We start from the raw sequence: 23,304 nt of genomic DNA, 5'->3' as shown, positions 1-23,304 counted from the left end.
GCAAGACGCGAGCAAGGGGTGCACGATGGGGGAAATTACTGCTCAGCCGGGCAAACGCCGGGAGCTGCTGCTGTTCCTGTTCCTGACCGTGGTGCTGTTCCCGCTGCTGTCGGTGATGGTGGTGGGAGGCTACGGCTTCGCGGTCTGGATCTGGCAGATCTTCAACGGACCGCCAGGACCTCCCTGATGGCAGACCATGCCATTAGCGTGACCCCTGCTTCGCACTCCCATTCGCGCCGCGCCCTGTTGCGCGGACAGCTGCACGCCGAAGCTCCGTTGCGCCCACCGTGGGCCCTGCCCGAGGCGGCGTTCACCGATGTTTGCACCGCCTGCCATGCCTGCCTGACCGCGTGTCCTGAAAGCGTGCTGGTGCGTGGCCCGGGCGGCTATCCGGTGTTCTCGCCCCAGCGCGGCGAATGCACTTTCTGCGGCGATTGCGAAACCGCGTGCAAGCCGCGCGCGCTCGACCGCGGTGGAAACCGTGACCCGTGGAACCTGCTTCCGCAGTTCGGTGAAAACTGCCTGACCGCCAAGGGCGTGGTGTGCCGCAGCTGCAGCGATGCGTGTGGCGATGACGCGATCGTTTTCCCGCGGGCCAGGGTCCCATCACCCCAAGTCAACGCCGACTGCTGCACCGGCTGCGGCGCCTGCGTGGCCGCGTGTCCAACCCATGCGATCAACCTGCATCACCTGGAGGCACCTGCCCCATGAGCGAGCGCGACGAGCTGCATATCGCCAGTCTGCTGATCCACCACCAGGCCGAAGCCGCGGACGCGATCCGGCAGCTGGTGGACACCAGCGACGGGCTGGAAATCGCCCTGGCCGACCACAACCGCAGCGTGCTGCTGCAGGAATCCGCAGACACCCGCGGCCTGATGGACAACGTGGACCGGCTGCGCGACCTGCCCGGCGTGGTCAGCGTGAACCTGGTCTACCACCACGTCGAGTCGCGCGCCGAACTCGAGCAACCCTATGTCCAGCTATCCCCAGCTATCCGGAGCAGACCATGACCACGCGTCGTGAATTCATCCGCACCTCCGCCGTGGCCGCCGCCGCGGCCGCCGCCGGCATGCCCATGCCCGGCGCCGGCAACCCCCCGGTCACGGAGGAGATCGGCACCGACACCGCCGGCCTGAAGTGGAGCAAGGCCCCCTGCCGCTACTGCGGCACCGGCTGCGGCATCAACGTGGCCGTGCGCAACAACCGGGTGGTGGCCACGCATGGTGACGTGCACGCCGAGGTCAACCGCGGCCTGAACTGCGTCAAGGGCTATTTCCTGTCCAAGGTGATGTACGGCGCCGACCGGCTGACCACGCCGCTGCTGCGCAAGACCAACGGCGTCTACGACAAGGAAGGCGACTTCACCCCGGTCAGCTGGGACGAGGCCTTCGACGTGATGGAGGAGAAGTTCCGCGCCGTGCTCAAGGCCAAGGGTGGCGACGGCATCGGCATGTTCGGCTCCGGCCAGTGGACGGTGTGGGAAGGCTACGCCGCCAACAAGCTGATGAAGGCCGGCTTTCGCAGCAACCACATCGACCCCAACGCGCGCCACTGCATGGCGTCGGCAGTCACCGGTTTCATGCGCACCTTCGGCATGGACGAGCCGATGGGCTGCTACGACGACATCGAGGCCGCTGATGCGTTCGTGCTGTGGGGCTCGAACATGGCCGAGATGCACCCGATCCTGTGGACCCGGGTCACCGATCGGCGGCTGTCCAACCCGCACGTCAAGGTCGCGGTGCTGTCGACGTATGAGCACCGCAGCTTCGAGCTGGCCGACATCCCGATGGTGTTCAAGCCGCAGACCGACCTGGTGATCCTGAACTACATCGCCAACCACATCATCCAGTCGGGCAGGGTCAACCAGGAGTTCGTCGACAAGCACACCACGTTCAAGCGCGGCAACGATGACATCGGCTATGGCCTGCGCCCCGAGCATCCGCTGGAAGTGGCCGCCGCGAATGCCGATGACCCCAATGGCGGAACCCCGATCAATTTCGACGAGTTCGCCGCCTTCGTCGCGCCCTACACACTGGAGCGCACGATCGAGATGACCGGCGTGCAGCGCGACTGGCTCGAGCAGCTGGCCGAGCTGTACGCGGATCCGGACACCAAGGTGATGTCGTTCTGGACCATGGGCTTCAACCAGCACACGCGTGGCACGTGGGCGAACAACATGGTCTACAACATCCACCTGCTGACCGGGAAGATCGCCACGCCGGGCAACAGCCCGTTCTCGCTGACCGGCCAGCCCTCTGCCTGCGGCACCGCCCGCGAGGTGGGCACCTTCAGCCACCGCCTGCCGGCCGACATGGTGGTGGCCAACCCCGAACACCGGGCGATGGCCGAGGACATCTGGAAGATTCCGCGCGGAATCATCAAGGAGAAGGACGGCTACCACGCGGTGCAGCACAACCGCGCGCTCAAGGACGGCCTGCTCAACGCCTACTGGGTGCAGGTCAACAACAACATGCAGGCCGGCGCCAACATCATGGAAGAAGGCTGGCCGGGCTATCGCAACCCGGACAACTTCATCGTGGTTTCCGATGCCTACCCGACGGTCACCTGCCAGGCCGCCGACTTGATCCTGCCCACCGCCATGTGGGTGGAGAAGGAAGGCGCCTACGGCAACGCCGAGCGACGCACCCACTTCTGGCATCAGCTGGTGGATGCGCCGGGCGAGGCCCGCTCCGACCTGTGGCAGCTGATGGAGTTCTCCAAGCGCTTCACCACCGATGAGTGCTGGCCGGAGGAGATCCTCGCCGCCAACCCGGAGTTCCGCGGCAAGACCCTTTACGACGTGCTCTACCGCAACGGCAAGGTCGACGCCTTCGGCGTGGATGAGATCGAAGAAGGCTACGCCAACCACGAGGCCGACGCGTTCGGCTTCTACGTGCAGAAGGGCCTGTTCGAGGAGTACGCCGAGTTCGGCCGCGGCCACGCCCACGACCTGGCGCCGTTTGACGTGTACCACCAGGTGCGCGGCCTGCGCTGGCCGGTGGTGGACGGCAAGGAAACCCGCTGGCGCTACCGCGAGGGCGCGGATCCGTACGTGACCCCGGGCACCGGCTTCGAGTTCTACGGCAACCCGGACGGCAAGGCGGTGATCTGGGCCTTGCCCTACGAGCCGCCGGCCGAGTCGCCGGACGACGAGTTCGACATGTGGCTGATCACCGGGCGGGTGCTGGAACACTGGCACTCGGGCTCGATGACCATGCGCGTGCCGGAGCTGTACCGCAGCTTCCCCTCGGCCGTGGTGTTCATGCACCCCGACGATGCGCGCAGCCGCGGGCTCAAGCGCGGTGACGAGGTGGTGGTGAGTTCGCGCCGCGGCGAAATGCGCACGCGGGTGGAAACCCGCGGCCGTAACCGGATGCCGCGGGGCTCGGTGTTCGTGCCGTGGTTCGACGCGGCCCAGCTGATCAACAAGGTCACCCTGGACGCAACCTGCCCGATTTCCAAGCAGACCGATTTCAAGAAGTGTGCCGTGCGGGTGACTGCGGCCTGACGGTCCGCATCCATCGTGCGTTGAACCAACTGGAGACCACCATGCGTACCGCCACTGCCGTCTTGATCCTCCTGCTGCTGGCCCTGTCGGGTTGCGACCGTTCCTCCTCCCGCGCGGAGGTCGAGGTGCAGCCGCCGTCACCGCCCATCAGTGCGCGCGGCGACGCCCGCAACGATATCGACGCGCTGCGCCGCCACGTGCCGATCGACGTCGAGGTCACACCGCTGCCGATGGCCGCGGTGGAGAACTTTGACATGCGCCGCGGCCGCGCGTATCCGATGCAGCCGCCGACCATCCCGCATTCGGTCGATGGTTATCAGGTGGACCTGAACTCCAACCGCTGCATGGTCTGCCACGCTCGTGCCAATGCCACCCGCTTCCAGGCGCCCGAAGTCAGCGTGACCCACTACATGGACCGGGATGACCAGTTCCTGGCCACGATCTCGCCCCGTCGCTACTTCTGCATGCAGTGCCACGTGGTGCAGACCGACGCCGCGCCCCTGGTGGCCAACAACTTCCTCGATATCGACAGCCTGCTGATGCAGGAACAGGTGCAGGAGCGGAATCAATGAGCTGGTGGCGCAGAGCCGGTGACCGGGTGCGGCCGTTGTGGCGCACGCTGCGCTCGCCCAGCGTCCATTTCAGCCTGGGCTTCCTGACCCTGGGCGGGTTCATTGCCGGGATCATCTTCTGGGGCGGCTTCAACACCGCGATGGAGGTGACCAACACCGAGCAGTTCTGCGTGAGCTGCCACGAGATGAAAGACAACGTCTTTGAAGAGCTCAAGACCACGATCCACTACAGCAATCGTTCGGGCGTAAGGGCCACCTGCCCCGACTGCCACGTGCCGCACGAGTGGACCGACAAGATCGCCCGCAAGATGCAGGCCTCCAAGGAAGTCTGGGGCAAGATCTTCGGCACCATCGACACCGAACTGAAGTTCCGCGAAGGGCGGCGACGCCTGGCCGAGCACGAATGGGCCCGGCTGAAAGCGAACGATTCGCTGGAATGCCGCAACTGCCACGAGTACGACTCCATGGACCTCACCCGCCAGGCCAGCCGCGCGGCGTGGATCCACCAGCAGTACCTCGGCCCCGGCCAGGCCACCTGCATCGACTGCCACAAGGGCATCGCCCACCAGCTGCCGAACATGAGCGGCGTGCCGCAGGGCGGCGTGGTTTACTGACGCCCGGCAGGCACTTCAGCATTGTCACGACCGCGACCCGGCCCCGGATAGCGACCAGGCACCAGCTCCGTTGTAGGAGCGCGTCATACGCGCGAAACCGCGTGACTTGTGGTCGGGAAGGGGCTTCGGTCCCGACGTCGTTGCCGCAATCCACGGCAAAGCCGTGATTCACGCGGCTTCGCGCGCGTGGCGCGCTCCTACGGGTGGGGCGGGCTGATGTTGCGGCTGGCTTCCAGGGGCTCGGGCATGGCCATGTGCGGTATCACGCCCAAGCATGGCACCGGCAGGGCTTCGCGCAGCAGCTCCACGTATTCCTGCTGCCGGTGGGGCACCGGATCCACGCCGCTGCCGATCCAGCCCGCCAGCCGCAGGCCGTCGGCCTCGATCGCCCGCGCGGTCAAGCGGGCATGGCTGAGGCAGCCCAGGCGCAAGCCGACTACCAGCACCACGTCGGCGCCCAGCGCCCGGGCCAGCGCGGCCTGGTCCAAGCCGTCGGCCAGGGGCGCCATCCAGCCGCCGACGCCCTCCACCACTACGGTGTCGGCCATCGCAGCCAACCGTGCGCATGCCGCCTGCAGCGGTTCGATCCGCACTTCGATCCCCGCCTCGCGCGCGGCCAGCTGCGGAGCGGTCGGCACCGGCAGGGCGTACGGATTCACGTCTTCATAAGCGGGGCGCGGATCGCTGGCGGCCTGGAGCAGCAAGGCATCTTCGTTGCGCCATCCCTGCTGCGTGTGCTCGCAGCCGCTGGCCACGGGCTTCATGCCCACGGCGCGGCGCCCGTGCGCACGCAGGGCGTGCAGCAGCGCAGCCGACGCCAGGCTCTTGCCCACCCCTGTATCGGTGCCCGTTACGTAGAGGCGGGTAGCACTCACGACCGCCCTCCGACTACCCATTCGTTCGCGATCCTGGCCATCATCCGGCGGCTTTTCCTGCTGTTGCTACACTGCGGCCATGTTCTCATCCACACCCCTCCAAGGCGACAAGGCCAGTCAGTACGAACAGCTCCAGGCGCAGGCACTGTCCCTGCTGACCGGCGAGCGCGACCGCATTGCCAACGCGGCCAACCTGTCGTCGCTGGTCTTCAACGCCCTGCCCGACCTGAACTGGGTAGGCTTTTATTTCTTTGATGGCACCGAGCTGGTGGTCGGCCCCTTCCAGGGCCAGCCGGCCTGCGTGCGCATCCCGCTGGACCGCGGCGTGTGCGGTGCTGCAGCGAGTACGCGCACCACCCAGCGGGTCGACGACGTGGACGCTTTCCCCGGCCACATCGCCTGTGACGCCGCCTCCCGCTCGGAAGTGGTGGTGCCGCTGGTCGACGGCGGCGACAGGCTGATTGGCGTGTTCGATATCGACAGCCCCGTGCCAGCCCGGTTCGACCAGGTTGACCAAGCCGGTCTGGAGCAGATCGCCCGCATCTTCATCGAGTCGCTGCAATGAGCGAAGAGAAGATGCGCAACATCGGCCCGAAGTCCGCCGCCTGGCTCCGCCAGGTGGGCCTGCACACGCGCGCCGACCTGGAAGCCGCCGGTCCGGTGGAGGCCTACATGCGGGTGCGTCGCGCGGGCTTCCGGCCCAGCCTCAACCTGCTCTATTCGCTGGAAGGCGCACTGCGCGATTGCCACTGGCAGGAAGTGCCGGACGAGCGCCGCAAGGAGATGGTGACAGCCGCCGAAGCGGCCATCGCCGACCTGCCGCTGCCGCGGGGCCAGGAAGAAGCCGGCCCGGTGACCACCACCATCATGCAGCCCGATCCCACGGACGACTCCCTGTAGGAGCGCGCCACGCGCGCGAAGCCGCGTGACGCTGATCTGTGCGGGCGGCGACGGCAACGGCAACGGCAACGGCAACGGCACGCTAACCGACGCCCTGCGCCACGATTGAATTCACGCGGCTTCGCGCGCATGGCGCGCTCCTACGGGCTACAATCGCTGCGCTTCAGGTGACCTGCCGGCGTCCGTCGTCAGGTTGAAACGGGAAGCCGGTGACGCCCGCAAAGGCCATCCGGCGCTGCCCCCGCAACGGTAAGCGAGTCCAAGGCGTCGCACACCGCCACTGTGCCCCCTGTTGATGCCACAGGGATGCATGGGAAGGCGCGACGGCCCGGATCGGAGCCGGCCATCCGGCCACTCCGCTCCACTCGCCAGCCCGGAGACCGGCCTGGAGCATGGGGTATCCATCCCCCCACCCTGGTTGCGATGCGGAGGGCATTGCGGCGGAGATGCCGGAATCCGTGCCGCACCGTTCCCGCGCCCCTGCCCTGTCCTCTGTCCTGCAGCTGCCCCTCACGGGCGTCATGGCGCGTGCCACGGCGTCCACTTTCCTGGCGGAGAGACCATGCAGCAACACATCCTTCCCCTGTCCCTTGCCCTTGCCCTTGCAGCCGTGCTGGCATCACCGGCGGCGATGGCCCAGCAAGACCCTGTCCATTCTCATCCCACCCAGCTCGACGAAGTGGTGGTGACCGCCACCCGCACCCCGGTCGCGCTGATCGACAGCATCGCCCCGGTGCAGGTGCTCGACCGCGAGGAGATCGAACGCAGCCAGGCACGCAGCCTGCCCGAACTGCTGCGTGGGCGCGCCGGCATCGACCTGGTCAACCAGGGCGGCGCGGGCAAGCTGACCACCATGTCCATCCGCGGCACCGAATCCGACCACGTGCTGGTGCTGGTGGATGGCGTGCGCATGGGCACGGCCAGCGCCGGCCTGGTGATGTTCCACGACCTGCCGGTGGACCAGATCGACCGCATCGAGATCGTGCGCGGGCCGCGCTCGAGCCTGTACGGCTCCGAGGCGCTCGGCGGGGTGATCCAGATCTTCACCCGCCGTGACAGCGGCGCGGTCACGCCGCGCTTTCGCGCCGGCATCGGCAGCAACAGCCTGCGTGAGGCCAGCGCGGGGATCGGCGGCGGCAACGAACGCGGCTGGTTCGGCATTGATGCCGCCTACCAGCGCACCGACGGCATCAATTCATGCCGCGGCTCGGCAGAGCTGTCCACCGGCTGCTTTGCCGACGAGCCCGACCGCGACGGCTACCGCAACCGCTCCATCAGCGCGCGCGGCGGCGTAAACCTGGGCGAGGCGCTGTCACTTGAAGCCAATCTGCTGCGCGCCGAGGCCGAGAACGAATACGACGGCACCATTTTCGGCGGCAACGAGTCGGACAACCTGCAGCAAGCCATGGGCGCCACGCTGACCTGGACGCCTTCTGACCAGCTGCAGCTGACGGTGCAGGCGGGCCGCTCGCGGGACGATTCCGATAATTACTTCCGCGACGGTGACGCACCGCGCGAGTTCGTCAGCGCGTTCGATACGCGCCGCGACAGCGCATCGTTGCAGGCCGATTTCATCGCGGCCGCCGGACAGACCCTGACCGCAGGCATCGACTGGCTGGAAGACCACCTGGACAGCACCACGCCCTATGACGAGGGCAGCCGCGACAACCTTGGCGTGTTTGCCGGCTATGAAGGCAGGTTCGGTGCCCAGCGCCTGCAGGCCAGCCTGCGGCATGACGACAACGAGCAGTTCGGCGGCCACACCACCGGCAGCGCCGGCTGGGGCATGACCCTGGAGAGCGGCTTGCGGGTGAGCGCGGGCTATGCCACCGGCTTCCGCGCGCCCAGTTTCAACGAGCTCTACTTCCCCGGCTCCAGCAATCCCGACCTCGGGCCGGAGAAGTCCCGGGGCGTCAACCTGGGCCTCGGCCAGCGCCTGGACGGCTGGCACTGGGAACTCGACGCCTACCAGACCCGGATCGATGACATGGTCGGCTACGACGCCGGCTGGAACCTGATCCAGGCGGACGAGGCGCGCATCCGCGGCGCCGAGCTCACCCTGGGCACCCGCCTGGCCGACTGGGACATGGCGCTGCAGCTGAGCCATGTGGATCCGCGCAACCGCAGCGGCGGCGACCTCCACGACAATCTGCTGACCCGCCGCGCCCGCAACACCGGCCGGATGGACCTGGACCGCGCCTTCGGCGCCATGCGCTTCGGCGTGACCGTCAACGCGGCCGGCAGCCGCTACGACGACGCTGCCAACACCGTGCGCCTGGGCGGCTACTCCACCACCGACCTGCGGTTCGAGTACGCGATCAACCCGGCTTGGACCCTGCAGGCCCGCGCCAGCAACGTATTCGACCGCGAGTACGAAACGGTGGCCTGGTACAACCAGCCGGGCCGCGAGTACGGCCTGTCGCTGCGCTACAGCCCGGCACGCTGAGTCTCACCGGGGCCGGCCGGATCTGATCCGACCGGCCCCGGTAGGAGCGCGCCATGCGCGCGAAGCCGCGTGACATTGATCCGCGCAACACACGTCCGGACGTACGGATTCAGGGAATACGGCCTGGTAAAGATCATCTCGGCCGATCGCCCGGCCCCCGCCATGATTCACGCGGCTTCGCGCGCATGGCGCGCTCCTACCGAGGGCACCCACCCAACCGGCGGCATCCCCGGAGGTCAGGAAGCCTGCGGGAGGGTGAGGAGGTCCTCGAAGCGGTCGATCACCGCCAGCGCGCCCGCACCGTGCAGGTCGAAGCCGCGCGGATAGCCGTAGCTGACCAGCACCACCGGCATCCCGGCCGCGCGCGCGGCGTTGAAGTCGGTTGGTGAGTCGCCGACCATCAGGCAGCGTTCCGGCTCGATCCCGAACTGCTCCGCCAGGTGCAGCAGCGGCTGCGGATGGGGTTTGCGCTCGGGCAAAGTCCCTGCACCAACCACGCCGGAAAATGCACCGTCAATCTGCAGTTCCTTGAGCAAAGGCGCGACGAAGGGTTCCGGCTTGTTGGTGCACACCGCCATGATCACGCCTTTTGCGGCAAGTGCATCGAGCGTTTCGCGCACCCCGGGATACAGCTGCGGGCTGAGCAACAGGGTGTCGCCGTAGTGCTTCATGAAGCGCGGGAGCAGTTCTTCGGTTGTGCGCGGACTGCCCACATGCTCCAGCGCGGTCTCCAGCAGCATGCCGCTGCCGTCGCCGATCCAGCTGCGTACCAGCGATTCGTCCACCTCGGCCAGGCCCTCTTCGGCCAGCATGCGGTTGACCGCAGCGGCGATGTCGGAAGCGCTGTCGACCAGGGTGCCGTCAAGGTCGAACAGGACGGCGGGAAACGGAAAGGACACGGCAAACTCCCAATAAAAGGTCCCCCATTGTAGGAGCGCGCCATGCGCGCGAAGCCGCGTGACCTTGATCAACCTGGATGGGCGGTTCTCGCGTGGGCGGGCCGGCTCAGGCGAAGAGGGGGGGTTGGAGCGGGATTTCTTCGCGGTCGCGGAAGCTGGACAGGCCGACGCCGACGAGGCGGTAACGGGTGCCGGGCGGCAGATCCACCCGGTCACGCAGGGCCAGGGCAATTGCCATCAACTCTTCCACGGACGCGGGCGGGATCTCCGGCGTATGGCTGCGGGTGATCGTGCGGAAGCGGTCGGTCTTGAGCTTGAGCACCACCGTCCGGCCGATGCGCTCGGTCTTGCGGGTAGCGGCCCAGGTCTTTTCCGCCAGCGCGCGGATGGCCGGCGCCAGTTCCTCCAGCAGGAGATCGTGCTGGAAGGTGTCTTCCGAAGAGATCGACTGCACCGGCTGGTGCGGCTGCACGGGGCGCTCGTCGATGCCGCGGGCACGCTCGTACAGGCGCAGGCCGAAGCTGCCGAAGCGCTCCTGCAGCACGTTGCGCGGGATCGCCTGCAGGTCGCCCACCGTCTTTACGCCCAGCCCGGTCAGCCGGCCCTGCATCACCTTGCCCACGCCCGGGATCAGCGCCACCGGCAGCGGGGTCAGGAATGCCGCTACCCGCGCCGGGCTGAGTACGAACAGCCCATCCGGCTTGTTCCAGTCCGAGGCGATCTTGGCCAGGAATTTATTGGAGGCCGCACCCGCCGACGCAGTCAGCCCGGTCTCTTCACGGATCTGCGCGCGAATCACCTGCGCCGTCGCCGTGGCGCTGGGCGAGGGGATCTTCGGGGCAGTTACGTCCAGATAGGCCTCGTCCAGCGACAGCGGCTCGACCAGGTCGGTATGGCGGTGGAAAATTTCCCGCACCTGCCGCGAGACGGCCTTGTACCGGGTGAAGTCCGGGGGCACGAATACCGCCTGCGGACACAGCCGTTCGGCGCGCATGGCTGGCATGGCCGAGCGCACCCCGAACGGCCGCGCCTCATAGGACGCCGCGACCACCACCGAGCGCGCCCCGCGCCAAGCCACCACCACCGGGCGCCCGCGCAGCGAGGGATCGTCACGCTGCTCCACCGATGCGTAAAACGCATCCATGTCGATATGCAGGATCTTGCGCACCGCCCCATTATCGCCGCTCACAGCGCCGGCAGGCGGCTGACTGATCAGGGCTTGAGCATGACCGGAACGGCTTCCTGCAGCGCCTCCAGCAACAGCGCGCGCTCCAGGTTGGGCTCACGCGCTTCGCGCAGCTTGAGGCCCTCAAACAGGCACTGCAGCATCAGCGCGCGGCGCGGGGCCACCTCCTCGGCCAGGCCATGGCCACCATCGGCCTTGCTGCGTGCGATCCACTCGCACAGCGCCGAGCGCACCGCAGCGTCGTAATCGTTCAGGGCGGCCGCGATCTGCGGATCGCGGGTGGCCTCGGCGGAGATTTCCAGCAGCAGCACGGAGTTCATGCCGCGCTGCTCCTTGGCACAGGAACGACCGTAGTTGTCGGCCATCAGCTGTGGCAGGTCGGGCTGGGCGTTGAGCCTGATCTCCTCGCGCAGCAGCACCAGCTGCTCTTCGACGATGGCCAGGATGATCGCGCTCTTGTTCTCGAAGTAGCGGTAGATCAGCCCGGCACTCATCTCCGCGGTCTCGGCGATGTTGGCCATGCTGGCGCCGTGGAAACCGTGCTCGATGAAGCACTGCTGCGCCGCGTCGAGGATGCGCTTGCGCTGCGCCTCGACGCGGGCTTCGGCCTTGCCGGCTTTCTGGTCCGCGTTCATTTCACCGAGCCCGTGATGGCAACCCGATCACGCATCCGGGTGACCCGCCACCGGAACTGCCTCCGGTTCCACGGCCTTGTCACGGCCGCCGAACACCTTCTGCACCACCACGAAGAACAGCGGGATGAAGAACACGCCGATCAGGGTGCCCACGAACATGCCGCCCACCACGCTGGTGCCGATCGCATTCTGCGCACCCGAGCCAGCACCCGAGGACAGCGCCAGCGGGGTCACGCCCAGGCCGAACGCCAGCGAAGTCATGATGATCGGGCGGAACCGGTCGCGCACCGCCTGCATGGTGGCCTCGATCAGCTTCATGCCCGACTCCAGGTTCTGCTTGGCGAACTCCACGATCAGGATCGCGTTTTTACTCACCAGTCCCACCGTGGTCAGCATCGCCACCGTGAAGTACACGTCGTTGTCCATGCCGAACAGGTTGGCCGCCAGCACCGCGCCCAGGATGCCCAGCGGCGCGGCCAGCAGCACCGCGGTCGGCACCTTCCAGCTCTCGTACAGCGCGGCCAGGCTCAGGAACACGATCAGCAGCGACAGGGAGTAGAGCAGCGGCGTCTGGTTGCCCGCCGCACGCTCTTGGTACGACAGCCCCGTCCACTCGACACCGAAGCCCGGCGGCAGCTCCGCCACCAAACGTTCGATCTCAACCATCGCATCGCCCGTGGACACACCCGGCGCGGCCTCGCCCTGGATCTCCATGGCCGGCATGCCGTTGTAACGCTCCAGCCGCGGCGAACCGTACTCCCAGTGGGTGGTGGCGAAGGCCGAGAACGGCACCATCTCGCCCAGGGAATTCTTCACCGACCACTGGTTGAAGTCCTCCGGGGTCATCCGGAACGGTGCGTCGGCCTGGATGTAGACGCGCTTGACCCGGCCGCGATCGATGAAATCGTCGATGTACTGGCCGCCCCAGGCCGCGGCCAGGGTCTGGTTGATGGCCGCCTGCGGCAGCGACAGGGCCCCGGCCTTGGCCACGTCCACGTCCACGCGAAGCTGCGGGGTGTCGTCCTGGCCGTTGGGACGCACGTTGACCAGCAGATCACTCTGCCCAGCCATGCCCAGCAACTGGTTGCGCGCGTCCAGCAGGGCCTCGTGGCCCATGGCGGCGTTGTCCTGCAGGAAGAACGAATAGCCGGCGGCCACGCCCAGCTCCGGCATCGCCGGCGGCGCGAACACGAAGATCAGGGCGTCCTTGACCTGGCTCATCGCCGCCATGCCGCGCTCGGCCACCGACGTCGCGCTGAGCGAGTCGTCGGTGCGCTCGTCCCAGTCCTTGAGCTTGACGAAGGCCATGCCGTTGTTCTGGCCCATGCCGGCGAAGCTGAAGCCCTGCACCGCGAACACCGACTCCACCGCCTCGGACTCGTTCTCGAGGAAGTGGTCCTCAAGCGCGTAGATCGACTCCATGGTGCGTTCCTGGGTGGCGCCAACCGGGGTCTGGATGGTCGTCATCAACACGCCCTGGTCCTCTTCGGGCAGGAACGAGCTGGGCAAGCGCATGAACAGCAGGCCCATGACCACCACCATCGCGCCAAAGATCGCCATCGAGCGGCCCGGGCGCGACAGGATGCCGCGCACGCCGCGGTGGTACTTGCCGCTGGTGTTCTGGAAAGTGCGGTTGAACCAACCGAAGAAGCGCGCCATGGGCCCGGTGCCCTGGTGCTGTTCGCCCTTGTTGATCGGCTTGAGCATGGTCGCGCACAGCGCCGGGGTCAGCACGATCGCCACCAGCACCGACAGCGCCATCGCGGTCACGATGGTCACCGAGAACTGCTGGTAGATGACGCCGGTGGAGCCGGCCATGAAAGCCATCGGCACGAACACCGCCGACAGCACCACGCCGATACCCACCAGCGCGCCGGTGATCTGGTCCATGGACTTGCGCGCCGCCTCAAGGGGCGAGAGCCCCTCCTCGGTCATGATGCGCTCGACGTTCTCGACCACCACGATCGCATCGTCCACCAGCAGGCCGATCGCCAGCACCATGCCGAACATGGTCAGCATGTTCACCGAGAACCCGAGCACGGCCATCACGCCGAACGTGCCCAGCAGCACCACCGGCACGGTGATCGCGACGATCAGGGTGGCGCGGAAGTTCTGCATGAACAGGTACATCACCAGGACCACCAGCGCGATCGCCTCGATCAGGGTCATGATCACGCTCTTGATCGACACCCGCACGAACGGGGTGGTGTCGAACGGGATCACCATCTCCATGCCCGCCGGGAAGTACGGCTCCAGTTCGGCCAGCGCCTCCTGCACGCCGGCGGCGGTATCCAGCGCATTGGCGCCGGTGGCCATGGAGATCGCGACGCCCGTGGCCTGCTGCCGGTTGTAGCGGGTATCGAACTCGTACATCTCGGTGCCCATCTCCACCCGGGCGACGTCGTCCAGGCGCAGCACCGACCCGTCCGGATCCGAGCGCACCACGATGTCGCGGAACTGCTCTGGCGTCTCCAGCCGGTCCTGGGCGTTGATGGTGGCGTTGATCATCTGGCCGTCCACCGCCGGGGCGCCGCCCAGCGCGCCGATGGCGACCTGCGCGTTCTGGCCCCGGATCGCGGCGACGACCTCGTCGACCGACAGCGCGTAGGTATGCAGCTTGTTCGGATCCAGCCAGATGCGCATGGCGTACTGGCCGCCGAACACCTGGATGTTGCCCACGCCGGGCACGCGGCTGAGCGGGTCGACGATGTTGGCGCCGACGTAGTCGGCGAGGTCGACCCGATCCATGCTGCCGTCTGCGGACACGAAGCCCACCACCTGCAGGAAGCCGGAGGTCGACTTGGCCACGTTCACGCCCTGCTGCTGCACCTCCTGGGGCAGCAACGGCATCGCCAGCTGCAGCTTGTTCTGCACCTGCACCTGGGCGATGTCCGGATTGGTGCCGGTCTCGAAGGTCAGGGAAACGGTGGCGATGCCGTTGGACGAGGACTGCGAAGAAAAGTACATCAGCCCGTCCAGGCCGGTCATGTTCTGCTCGATGACCTGGGTCACCGAGTCGCTCACCACCTGGGCCGAAGCGCCCGGGTAGGTGGCCCGGATCTCGACCGCCGGCGGGGCCACGGTGGGATACATCGATACCGGCAGGCCGGTGATGGCCAGGCCGCCGGCGAGCATGATGACGATCGCGATGACCCACGCGAAGATCGGGCGATCAATGAAGAAGCGTGCCATGGAATTCTCCGCTTACTGCTGCGAGCCGGGGGCGTCGGCGGCCGGTTCGGCCGCATCGGGATGCGCGTCGCCCTCCGCGTCGGCGGGAGCCGGGGCCGGTGCTTCGGCGGGGGCCGGCTGGGCCGCGGGCGCGGCGGCCGGCGCCGAAGCGCCCTCAAAATCGACTGCCTGCACCTGCACGCCCGGCTGGATCTTCTGCAAACCTTCAACCACCACCCGGTCACCTGCGGCCAGGCCGTCCTCGACCAGCCACTGGTCGCCGATGGTGCGGCTGACCGTGACCGGCCGGTTCTCCACCACGCCCTCGGCGTTGACCGCCATCACGCTGGTGTTGCCCTTGGGATCGCGCGCCACGCCGCGCTGCGGCACCAGGATCGCGTCCTGGCGGACGCCCGCGCCGATCAACGCGCGCACGTACATGCCCGGCATCAGCACCTGGTCCGGGTTGTCCACCACCACCCGCAGCCCGAAACTGCCGGTGGCCGGATCCACGCTGACCTCGGAAAACGCCAGCGTGCCTTCATGACCGAACGGAGTGCCATCCTCCAGCAGGATCGTGACCGGAAGCTCCGATCCGCTTTGCAGCGTGCCGGCCTCCAGCTCCCTGCGCAGCTCCAGCAGTTCGCTGGACGACTGGGTGAGGTCTACATAGATCGGATCCAGCTGCTGCACCGTGGCCAGCGCCTGCGGCTGATTGGCAGTCACCAACGCACCCACGGTCACCGTGGACTTGCCGATGCGGCCGTCGATCGGCGAGGTGATGCGGGCATAGCCCAGGGTCACGTTGGCCGCGTCCAGCGCGGCGCGGGCGGCAGCGACCTCGGCCTCGGCCTGGCGCGCGGCGGCAATTGCGTTCTCGTGCTCCTGGGCGGAGACGTAGCGGGTCCCGGACAGCTCACCAACGCGCTGTTCCAGCGCGCGGGCATTGGTCCGCGCGGTTTCGGCGCGCGCCATCTGCGCACGGGCGCTGCCGGCGGCGGCGCGGTAGGTGGAATCTTCAATCTGGTACAGCGGCTGCCCCGCCTCCACCATGCTGCCCTCGGTGAACAGGCGCTCCTTGATGATCCCGTTCACCTGCGGCCGCACCTCGGCCACCATGAAGGCATTCGTGCGACCCGGCAGCTCGCGGGTCAGGGTGACGGTCTGCGGCGCCAGCGTGACCACCGACACCTCGGGGGGCGGCGGCGGCGCGGCTTCCTCGCCTCCACCACAGGCCACCAGGGCAAGGGACAGGAACAGCGGAACGGCAACCAGGCGGACGGGGGCTTTACGCATGGGGGGAAGGCTCGATTCGGGAAGGAAAAACCGCCGGGGAGGGCCCCGACGGCAGTACATAGAATGAACGATCATTCTTTTTTTGTCAAAGCGATTTTTGCAACGCAGCATCCGCATTCAGGTTGACGGCGCAGGCTGCCCTCGCAGGTCGGCGCTACGCGGCCGACACGGGTGATGGCTTGATTCGCGGGGCGTCGGGGGCGTAACCCCGACCTACGGGGCCGGGCAGGCCGCCGGTACCAGGATCACCCCAGCGATTCGATGTGTTCCACCATACGCTGGCGACCGGCCTCGTCCGGCAGGCGCCCGGTGGCAGCGCCCAGGTTGTCGATCATGTGGCGAGGATTGCTCGTGGCAGGTGTGGCCGCCGTGACGGCCGGATGCGACACCACGAATTTGAGGAAGAACTGGCCCCAGGTGGCGATGTCGTATTCCGTCGCCCAATCCGGCACCTGCTTGCCTTCCACCGCCTCCCACAGCCGGGTGCGGCCGAACGGCAGGTACACCAGCACGCCGATACCACGCTCCTGGGCCAGCGGGAAGATCCGCTCTTCCATGGCGCGGTTGTCCACCGCGTAATCAACGCCGATGAAGTCGATCGGCTCGCTGCGCATCAGCTGCTCCAGCGCCTCATAGGTACGCGTGGAGGTGGTGGTGGCGCCGATGTAGCGGATCCGCCCTTCCTGTTTGTACTCCTTCAGGATGCCCAGCTGGGTGGGCACATCGGCCATGTTGTGCACCTGGACCAGGTCGATCGGGTCCTTGCCCACGTGCGCGAAAGACTGGTCCAGCTGCGCGCGCGCGGCTTCCGGATCGGCGCTGTCGCCACCGCGGGGCACCACGTTGAGCTTGGTGGCCCAGAAGATGCGCTCGGCCAGGCCGCTGTCACGGGCCACGTTGCCGGCCACCTGCTCGGCCGCGCCATAGCTGGGCGCGGTGTCGAACACCTTGCCGCCGTGCTCCACCAGCGCCTGCAGCACCTGGCGGATGCGGTCGGTCTCGCCTTCGCCGGCAATCCGGGAAAATGACGCCGAGCTGCCCAATCCCACCACCGGCAGCCGCTCGCTGGTGCCGGGAATCAGGCGGGTGATGATCTCGCGGGGGCTGTCATCAGCCAGCAGCAGCTTGGGATTGATCGCCAGCGCCACGCCCGCCAGGGCGGACAGCTTCAGGTATTCGCGTCGGGTGAGCATGGGTACGCCTCCCTCCAGGTCGGTTTCCGGTTTTACCACATGCCGGCCGCACGCCCGTTCGGTCGCTCCGACCGGCACGCCTCATCGCGGTTTCGATATCACCTTCGGCATCCGCGTTGTCACGAGCGTTGAATAACGACTGGTTAGCTTCAACGCCTCCCCTTCCCTTCGCGCTGCACAGCAGACCACTTGGATGCGGTGTCCTGATGCACGCCCGTCGCCCCAATGGACACCAAACGCAATCTCATCGCAGCCTGGGTCGCGCAGGAGGTCCTCCCGCACGAGGCCGAGGTCCGTAGCTGGTTGATCCGCCACTGGCGCACGGTGATCGACGTCGACGACGTGATCCAGGAGGCCTACTGCCGGATATCCGAACTCGAATCGGTGGAGCACATCCGCAACGGCCGGTCCTACTTTTTCACCACCGCGCGCGCGGTCGCCATCGATACGGTCCGTTCGGCCAGGCACAGGAGTTCTGTCTCGATGACGGAAATCGAGTGGCTGTACGTCATAGATGAAGGTCCATCACCGGACCGCGCTGCGGAGTCCGACCAGAAGTTGCAACAGACGGCGGAACTCCTGTCGCGTCTGTCCTGGACCTGTCGACAGGTGATAGAACTGCGTCGGGTACACGGATTGTCGCAGGCAGAAACAGCGCGCCAGCTGGGCGTCAGCGAGAACGTTGTCGAAAACCACATCGTGCGTGGAATCAGAAGCCTCCTGAAGGCGATATCGGAACAGGAAGCGCACGATACAAGCGAAGGTGAACACCGGTGGAGCAGCGCCACTCAATCAGGCAGTCAGAAGAAGAGGCAGCACGGTGGGCGGTCCGTCTGAACCATGGACAGATGACGGACCGTTGCCGCGCCGCCATGGAAACCTGGCTGCGGACGGATCGTCGTCATCGAGGTGCTCTGCTGCAGGCCCAGGCGGCGCTCCACGCCATTGAGACCGCGGTGGTGCATGGCCCTTCTGTGCTCGCGTCGGACAACGACGCGAACTACGGCCAGGCAAGGCGATCAGGCTTCCAGCGTCGCCGGCTCGCCATCGGCGCAATCGCGGCATGCTTCCTGGCCGTTATTTTCGTTGAGCCCGCGCGGTTGTGGCTGACCACGCCAGACCCGATCGCCGCCCCGGCTGTCCTCGACCTGGCCGATGGCAGCATCGTCACCCTCGGCGGCGGTGCGGAAGTCACCGTCCAACTGACAGATCACGCCCGCACGGTAACGCTGGAAAGCAGTCAAGCCGTCTTCAACGTTGCCAAGGATGCGAAACGTCCGTTCGTGGTCCGCTCCGGCGAGGTGTTCGCCCAGGCGCTGGGGACGGTCTACTCGGTTACCCGGGTGGGCACCAGGGGCGCACTGATCAACGTGTCCGAGGGCAGCGTGCTGGTCTGGGCAGACGGCAAAGCCGACCAGGCCATCGCCCTGACCGCCGGCGACCAACTGACGCTGGACCCAGGGGCACCCATGACCCAGGCCCAGGACCCCGGGAAGATCTCGCTGGACAACGAGTCGATCCTGGCCGCGTCGAAGCGGTTCAACCGCGTCAACGGCATCCAGATCGTGGTGGAGGATCCGACTGTCGGCGACGTCAGGATTGTCGGGCTGTTCAAGGCGAACGATCCGGAACAGTTCGCCAAGGCCGCTGCAATCGTCGCTGGCGCGCAGGTCATCCACCGGGACGGTCAGATCATCCTTCAGGGCAAGGGATCGGCTGTCACAAAAAATTAATCTGCCCAAGTGAAGGAAACCGCCAGGCACGCCGTCATCAATGGGGTACGTCCTCCCTACAGGAACCCCACGCAGTGCGCCCTACCTCCTCCCGTTTGGCCATCTCGATCGCCGCCGCCATGGTCGCGATCTCACTTTCAGTCCCCCTGCACGCACAAGACCATGCACAGGACTTCAACGTTCAACGCCAGGATGCGTCGAGCGGAATCCGCGAGTTCGCGCAGCAGGCCGGAATCCAGGTCATCGTCTCCGGCGATGACGCCCAGGACCGCATCGTCAATGGCGTGTCGGGAGCGCTGCCACCGCGCGCCGCACTCGATCAGCTGATCGCCGGAACCGGCCTGGCCGTTCTCTCGTTCGACAACGACGTCGTGGTCCTGGGCCCACAGACCCCGGCGGCGTCAACCGCCACCGAGGCGCCCGGGGACGACGTTTCGACGCTCTCCAACGTGGTGGTCACCGGTTCACGCATCGCGCGGCCAGAGCTCGAGTCGTCCATGCCCATCGGGGTGATCGACATGGACCGCGCCATGAGCCAGGGCAAGACCACACTGTACGAAACCGTATTGCAGGACGTCGCGGTCGGCCCTGGCAACGGCCCCTACAACAGCGCACCGGAAGGCCAGTACGACGGCGGCATGGCGACCATCGAACTGCGCAACATGGGCGTTGCCCGCTCGCTGACCCTGGTCGACGGGCGTCGTCGCGTGTCCAGCGGCCAGTCCTCGTCGGCGGTCGACATCAACATGATCCCGGCAGCAATGGTTGAACGCATCGAGATCATCACCGGCGGCGCGGCCGCGGTGTATGGCGCAGATGCCGTGACCGGCGCGGCCAACATCATCACCCGGAGGGATTTCGAGGGGCTGGAATTCTCGGCAACCACCGGCACCACCCAGGATGGCGGTGGCGACAAGACCCAGTTCTCGGTCGTGGCCGGCACCAGCTTCGCCGACGGGCGCGGCTCCATGATGTTGGGCGGCACCTGGGCGAAGAACGACCCCATCCACGTCTTCGACCGTTATGCGAAGGACGAGAACCTCAGCTATCAGGCCAATCCGGAAAACACCGGACCCGACGACGGCATTCCCGACCGCATCATCCGTTACAACACCACCAATATGTACCTGCAGCCGGTCCCGACCATCTTCGCAGGCGGACAGACGTATTTGTTGAACCCGGACGGCTCGGCCTACGTGGGCGCCTACGACACCTGCCATGCCGGTTGCGGCACTTCGCGCGATGGTGGCGATGGCGGCATGCCGCAGAGCCAGCACTGGAGCGACTTCATGATCGCGCCGATCGAAAACACGTCGCTCATGGGTCATTTCGACTATCAGCTGACCGATCGGCTGAACTTCGGCATGAACTTCGACTACGGCCGCTCCAAGTACGATTCCTACCGTCGCCCGTACCGCGACGACGACCGCCTGACCTGGATCAACGGTGCCGGTGGCGCGGTTGCCTACCTGGACAATCCGTTCCTGCCCGACTCCTTCCGCGACGTCATGCTGGCCAATGGCCTGGAATCAGTGGTCGTGCAGCGCAGCTACGAAAACTTCGGGCAGATGACCGACCACAGCGACCGCCAGACCTTCAACATCGGCGCCGCGTTCGACGGCGAGATTGCCGGCGGATTCCAATGGGAAGCGTTCTGGCAGCACGGCCGCAGCACCAATGACATCCACGCCAACAACGTACCCATGGCCTCGCGCCTGCTCGCCGCGCGTGACGTGATCGCCGATGAGAACGGCATTCCGGTGTGCCGCGATGAAGACGCCCGCGCGATCGGCTGCGTGCCGCTCGACGTCTTCAGCACTGAAGAACTCAGCCCGGAACTGCGCGACTGGATGATGGCCACGCGCCGCAAGCACCGCGAACAGAGGCAGACGGTCTTCGGCGCCAGCCTGGCCGGCGACCTGTTCTCCCTGCCGGCCGGCCAGGTGCAGGCGGTGCTCGGCGTCGAACACCGCAAGGAGTCCATCCACAACGTCGACGACAACGGCGCCGCGCCGCCAGCCAACGAACTGTCGCACCTGGGTACCTGGGCGCCCTACGAGCCGGAACTTGCCGCGTCCAACGACGTATCCGAGGTCTATGCCGAACTGGTAGTGCCCGTGCTGAGGGACCTGCCCTTCGCGCACCGCCTGACCGTGGAAGGCGCCTACCGCTATTCGGACTACAGCGACTTCGATTCCACCAATACCTGGAAGCTGGGAGCGAGCTGGGCACCGATCGAAAGCCTGACCTTCCGCGCCACCAAGTCCAGGAGCGTGCGCGTCCCGAACTTCGGTGAGCTGTACTCCTCGCGCGCCGTGCAGGAGATCGGCGTGCGTGATGCGTGCCTTGAAACCAGCTACCAGGCCAACCCGACCCGCATGGCCAACTGCGCCGCGCTGATGCAGGAACTGGGCGTCGACACGCCTTACCTGCCCAGCGAAATCGGCACCGGCTACGTCATCACCGGCGGCAGCCAGGACGTCACCCCGGAGATCTCCGACAGCATCAGCGCGGGCCTGGTCTGGCAGCCGCAGTTCGTGCGCGGTCTGGACCTGACCCTGGACTACTGGAACATCAAGCTCGACAACATGATCACCGCGGTCTCGCGGCAGAACATCCTGAACCTGTGCATGGACCTGCCCAGCAGCGACAATCAGTTCTGCGACCGCATCACCCGTGACTCGCGCGGCTATGCCGAAGGCGTCGATACCAGCTTCATGAACGTGTCCGAGTCCGAGGCCAAGGGCATCGACCTCGGCGCGAACTACCGCTTCGACCTCGGCCCGGGCCGGCTGAGCATGGGCCTGCGCGCCAGCTACCTGCTCAAGTACGAGACCACCACCCTGCCGGGCGTGGACACCAGCCGGATCATCTACGACGGCGGCTACCAGAACCCGGAGTTGCGCGGCAACCTGTCGTTGAACTACGACATCGGCGACTGGGAAATCGGCCTGAACAACCGTTACTGGGGCAAGACGGTCAACTACACCAACGTGTCTGACGAGGCCTACGAGGGCAACAGGCTCCCGGCGCGGCTCTACAACGACCTGACCGTCGGCTGGCATATGAACGAGCGCACCACCCTGCGCGTGGGCGTCAACAACCTGTTCGACACCCAGGTGCCGTACCGGCCGCGCATCTTCAAGGGCGGCGGTGGCGTTTACGACGTCTACGGCCGCTACTTCTACGTCAACGCAAAGTTCAGCTTCTGATGGCACCCAACCACAGCGTAGTAGGCGCGCCCTCGTGTTGTTCACATGAGTGGCGCGCAATAACCGATACCGGAGTAAACATGATTCTGACCGTCAACCCGAACAATCTGGCAAGCCAGTTGCACACCAGGAATGCAAGCCGCAGGGGAGGTGCGAAATGATGCGAACAGACGCCTGCCTGCTGTCCGCCTGCCTTGCCGTAGCGCTGGCCGCCTGCGCAGCAGCGGAAACACCCGCACCGGAAGCCGGCAGTCTGCCGGCGGTCGCCGCCCACCGCGGCGGGGCGATGCATCGCCCCGAGAACACCATCAGCGCGTTCGACCATGCCATCGCGTTGGGCGTGGACGTGCTGGAGCTCGACATGGTGATGACCGACGACGACCAACTGATCGTGCATCACGACGCCACCATCAACCCGGACATCTGCACTCCCGACCCGGGCTCGAACGTTGTGGCTGGGCCGGTCCGTGGCCTGACCCTCCAGCAGACCCAGGAGTTCGACTGCGGGACGCAGGTGCGCGACATCTATGACGTGAAGGGCTTCAAGGCGGTGCCGGGTGCGCGCATCCCGACGGTGGATGAAGTCCTGCAGCGCTACCGGAACCAGGACGTCGTCTTCTATGCCGAGACCAAGGTGCCCAAGTCCATGCCGGGCGTGACCGATGTGGATCCGGTGGCATTCGCGACCCTGGTGGAAGCAGCAGTGCGCCAGAACGGGCTGGAAGACAGGTTCATCCTGCAATCGTCCGACTACCGCACCATCGACGCCCTGCACGCGATCAACCCCCGCATCCGCACCTGCCTGCTGGGCGCGCACAATTGGGACCATCGCGACTTTCTCGCGACGCTGCAGCAGCACCACGCCACCTGCATCCTGCTGCGCGACTCCATTGCCGACAAGGACGATGTGCAGGCGCTGCAGGACGCCGGTGTGCAGGTCTATTCGGAAGTCGTCGACACACCGGAGGCCTGGCGCAGGTACCTCGATCTCGGCGTGGATGTCCTCTTCACCAACCACCCGGAAGGCGCGATCGAGTTCGTGGAGCAACAAACCCAGTGACGCG

The 23,304-nt window shown here is 66.6% G+C and carries 20 protein-coding genes and 1 riboswitch; of the genes, 13 read left to right on the top strand and 7 right to left on the bottom strand.

All coding sequences use genetic code 11. The features are described 5' to 3' along the window. Positions 1–25: 25 nt before the first annotated feature. The 6 genes from napE to ACW7G2_RS03825 are packed head-to-tail and all read left to right on the top strand — an operon-like array spanning position 26 to position 4,694. Positions 26–187, top strand: a complete 162-nt coding sequence (napE, locus tag ACW7G2_RS03850) for a periplasmic nitrate reductase, NapE protein (RefSeq protein ID WP_456972924.1) — start codon at positions 26–28, stop codon at positions 185–187. Beyond that, positions 187–711, top strand: coding sequence for a ferredoxin-type protein NapF (gene napF / locus ACW7G2_RS03845; RefSeq protein ID WP_456972922.1), 525 nt, complete (start codon positions 187–189; stop codon positions 709–711). Before napE ends, napF begins: the two co-directional genes overlap by 1 nt. Beyond that, positions 708–1,010 (top strand): chaperone NapD, encoded by a 303-nt coding sequence (locus tag ACW7G2_RS03840; protein WP_456972920.1) that lies wholly within the window; start codon positions 708–710, stop codon positions 1,008–1,010. Before napF ends, ACW7G2_RS03840 begins: the two co-directional genes overlap by 4 nt. After that, entirely contained in the window at positions 1,007–3,508 is a 2,502-nt protein-coding gene (gene napA / locus ACW7G2_RS03835) for a periplasmic nitrate reductase subunit alpha (protein WP_456972918.1), read from the top strand. Before ACW7G2_RS03840 ends, napA begins: the two co-directional genes overlap by 4 nt. Positions 3,509–3,549: 41 nt before the next feature. Then, positions 3,550–4,080, top strand: a complete 531-nt coding sequence (locus ACW7G2_RS03830; RefSeq protein ID WP_456972916.1) for a nitrate reductase cytochrome c-type subunit — start codon at positions 3,550–3,552, stop codon at positions 4,078–4,080. After that, a complete protein-coding gene (locus ACW7G2_RS03825) occupies positions 4,077–4,694 on the top strand; it encodes a cytochrome c3 family protein (protein WP_456972914.1) in 618 nt (205 codons plus the stop codon). Before ACW7G2_RS03830 ends, ACW7G2_RS03825 begins: the two co-directional genes overlap by 4 nt. 197 nt (positions 4,695–4,891) lie before the next feature. Here ACW7G2_RS03825 and bioD read toward each other — a convergent pair whose 3' ends face one another. After that, positions 4,892–5,590 (bottom strand): dethiobiotin synthase, encoded by a 699-nt coding sequence (gene bioD / locus ACW7G2_RS03820; RefSeq protein ID WP_456972912.1) that lies wholly within the window; start codon positions 5,588–5,590, stop codon positions 4,892–4,894. Positions 5,591–5,648: 58 nt separating this feature from the next. On the opposite strand from bioD, the gene ACW7G2_RS03815 reads away from it, so the two are divergent. The 3 genes from ACW7G2_RS03815 to btuB all read left to right on the top strand — a co-directional run bounded on the left by ACW7G2_RS03815 (position 5,649) and on the right by btuB (position 8,915). Further along, positions 5,649–6,134 (top strand): GAF domain-containing protein, encoded by a 486-nt coding sequence (locus tag ACW7G2_RS03815; RefSeq protein WP_456972910.1) that lies wholly within the window; start codon positions 5,649–5,651, stop codon positions 6,132–6,134. Then, the gene (locus ACW7G2_RS03810) at positions 6,131–6,469 is read left to right on the top strand and encodes a TfoX/Sxy family protein (protein ID WP_456972908.1); all 339 of its coding nucleotides are present in this window, start codon (positions 6,131–6,133) and stop codon (positions 6,467–6,469) included. Before ACW7G2_RS03815 ends, ACW7G2_RS03810 begins: the two co-directional genes overlap by 4 nt. Positions 6,470–6,617: 148 nt before the next feature. Beyond that, a riboswitch (cobalamin riboswitch) is annotated at positions 6,618–6,872 on the top strand. Positions 6,873–7,031: 159 nt separating this feature from the next. Next, a complete protein-coding gene (btuB, locus tag ACW7G2_RS03805) occupies positions 7,032–8,915 on the top strand; it encodes a TonB-dependent vitamin B12 receptor (RefSeq protein ID WP_456972906.1) in 1,884 nt (627 codons plus the stop codon). A gap of 236 nt (positions 8,916–9,151) precedes the next feature. Here the strand turns inward: btuB and ACW7G2_RS03800 are convergent, their stop codons facing one another. The 6 genes from ACW7G2_RS03800 to ACW7G2_RS03775 all read right to left on the bottom strand — a co-directional run bounded on the left by ACW7G2_RS03800 (position 9,152) and on the right by ACW7G2_RS03775 (position 17,295). After that, positions 9,152–9,814 (bottom strand): phosphoglycolate phosphatase, encoded by a 663-nt coding sequence (locus ACW7G2_RS03800; protein ID WP_456972904.1) that lies wholly within the window; start codon positions 9,812–9,814, stop codon positions 9,152–9,154. Positions 9,815–9,920: 106 nt separating this feature from the next. Beyond that, the gene (dinB, locus tag ACW7G2_RS03795) at positions 9,921–10,982 is read right to left on the bottom strand and encodes a DNA polymerase IV (RefSeq protein ID WP_456972902.1); all 1,062 of its coding nucleotides are present in this window, start codon (positions 10,980–10,982) and stop codon (positions 9,921–9,923) included. A 44-nt stretch (positions 10,983–11,026) separates the two neighbouring features. Next, positions 11,027–11,635, bottom strand: a complete 609-nt coding sequence (locus ACW7G2_RS03790; RefSeq protein WP_456972900.1) for a TetR/AcrR family transcriptional regulator — start codon at positions 11,633–11,635, stop codon at positions 11,027–11,029. A gap of 27 nt (positions 11,636–11,662) precedes the next feature. Continuing rightward, positions 11,663–14,827, bottom strand: coding sequence for an efflux RND transporter permease subunit (locus tag ACW7G2_RS03785; protein ID WP_456972898.1), 3,165 nt, complete (start codon positions 14,825–14,827; stop codon positions 11,663–11,665). Between the two features lie 12 nt (positions 14,828–14,839). Further along, the gene (locus ACW7G2_RS03780; protein ID WP_456972896.1) at positions 14,840–16,102 is read right to left on the bottom strand and encodes an efflux RND transporter periplasmic adaptor subunit; all 1,263 of its coding nucleotides are present in this window, start codon (positions 16,100–16,102) and stop codon (positions 14,840–14,842) included. Between the two features lie 245 nt (positions 16,103–16,347). Then, on the bottom strand, positions 16,348–17,295 hold the full coding sequence (locus tag ACW7G2_RS03775; RefSeq protein ID WP_456972894.1) for an aldo/keto reductase: 948 nt from the start codon (positions 17,293–17,295) through the stop codon (positions 16,348–16,350). Positions 17,296–17,520: 225 nt separating this feature from the next. Here ACW7G2_RS03775 and ACW7G2_RS03770 point away from each other — a divergent pair, with 225 nt between their 5' ends. The 4 genes from ACW7G2_RS03770 to ACW7G2_RS03755 all read left to right on the top strand — a co-directional run bounded on the left by ACW7G2_RS03770 (position 17,521) and on the right by ACW7G2_RS03755 (position 23,300). Continuing rightward, positions 17,521–18,132 carry an RNA polymerase sigma factor gene (locus ACW7G2_RS03770; protein WP_456972892.1) on the top strand — a complete coding sequence of 204 codons (612 nt, stop codon included), beginning with the start codon at positions 17,521–17,523 and terminating at the stop codon, positions 18,130–18,132. Between the two features lie 35 nt (positions 18,133–18,167). Continuing rightward, complete coding sequence (locus ACW7G2_RS03765; RefSeq protein WP_456973322.1) at positions 18,168–19,028, top strand: FecR family protein; 861 nt, start codon at positions 18,168–18,170, stop codon at positions 19,026–19,028. 74 nt (positions 19,029–19,102) lie between these two features. Beyond that, entirely contained in the window at positions 19,103–22,240 is a 3,138-nt protein-coding gene (locus ACW7G2_RS03760; protein WP_456972890.1) for a TonB-dependent receptor, read from the top strand. Between the two features lie 157 nt (positions 22,241–22,397). Further along, positions 22,398–23,300 (top strand): glycerophosphodiester phosphodiesterase, encoded by a 903-nt coding sequence (locus ACW7G2_RS03755; protein ID WP_456972888.1) that lies wholly within the window; start codon positions 22,398–22,400, stop codon positions 23,298–23,300. The last annotated feature ends 4 nt before the right edge of the window (positions 23,301–23,304 follow it).

The organism is Luteimonas sp. A277 (assembly GCF_054052045.1).
The sequence above is the reverse complement of the archived record's forward strand: the minus strand, read 5'-3'. Positions and strand labels throughout refer to the sequence as shown.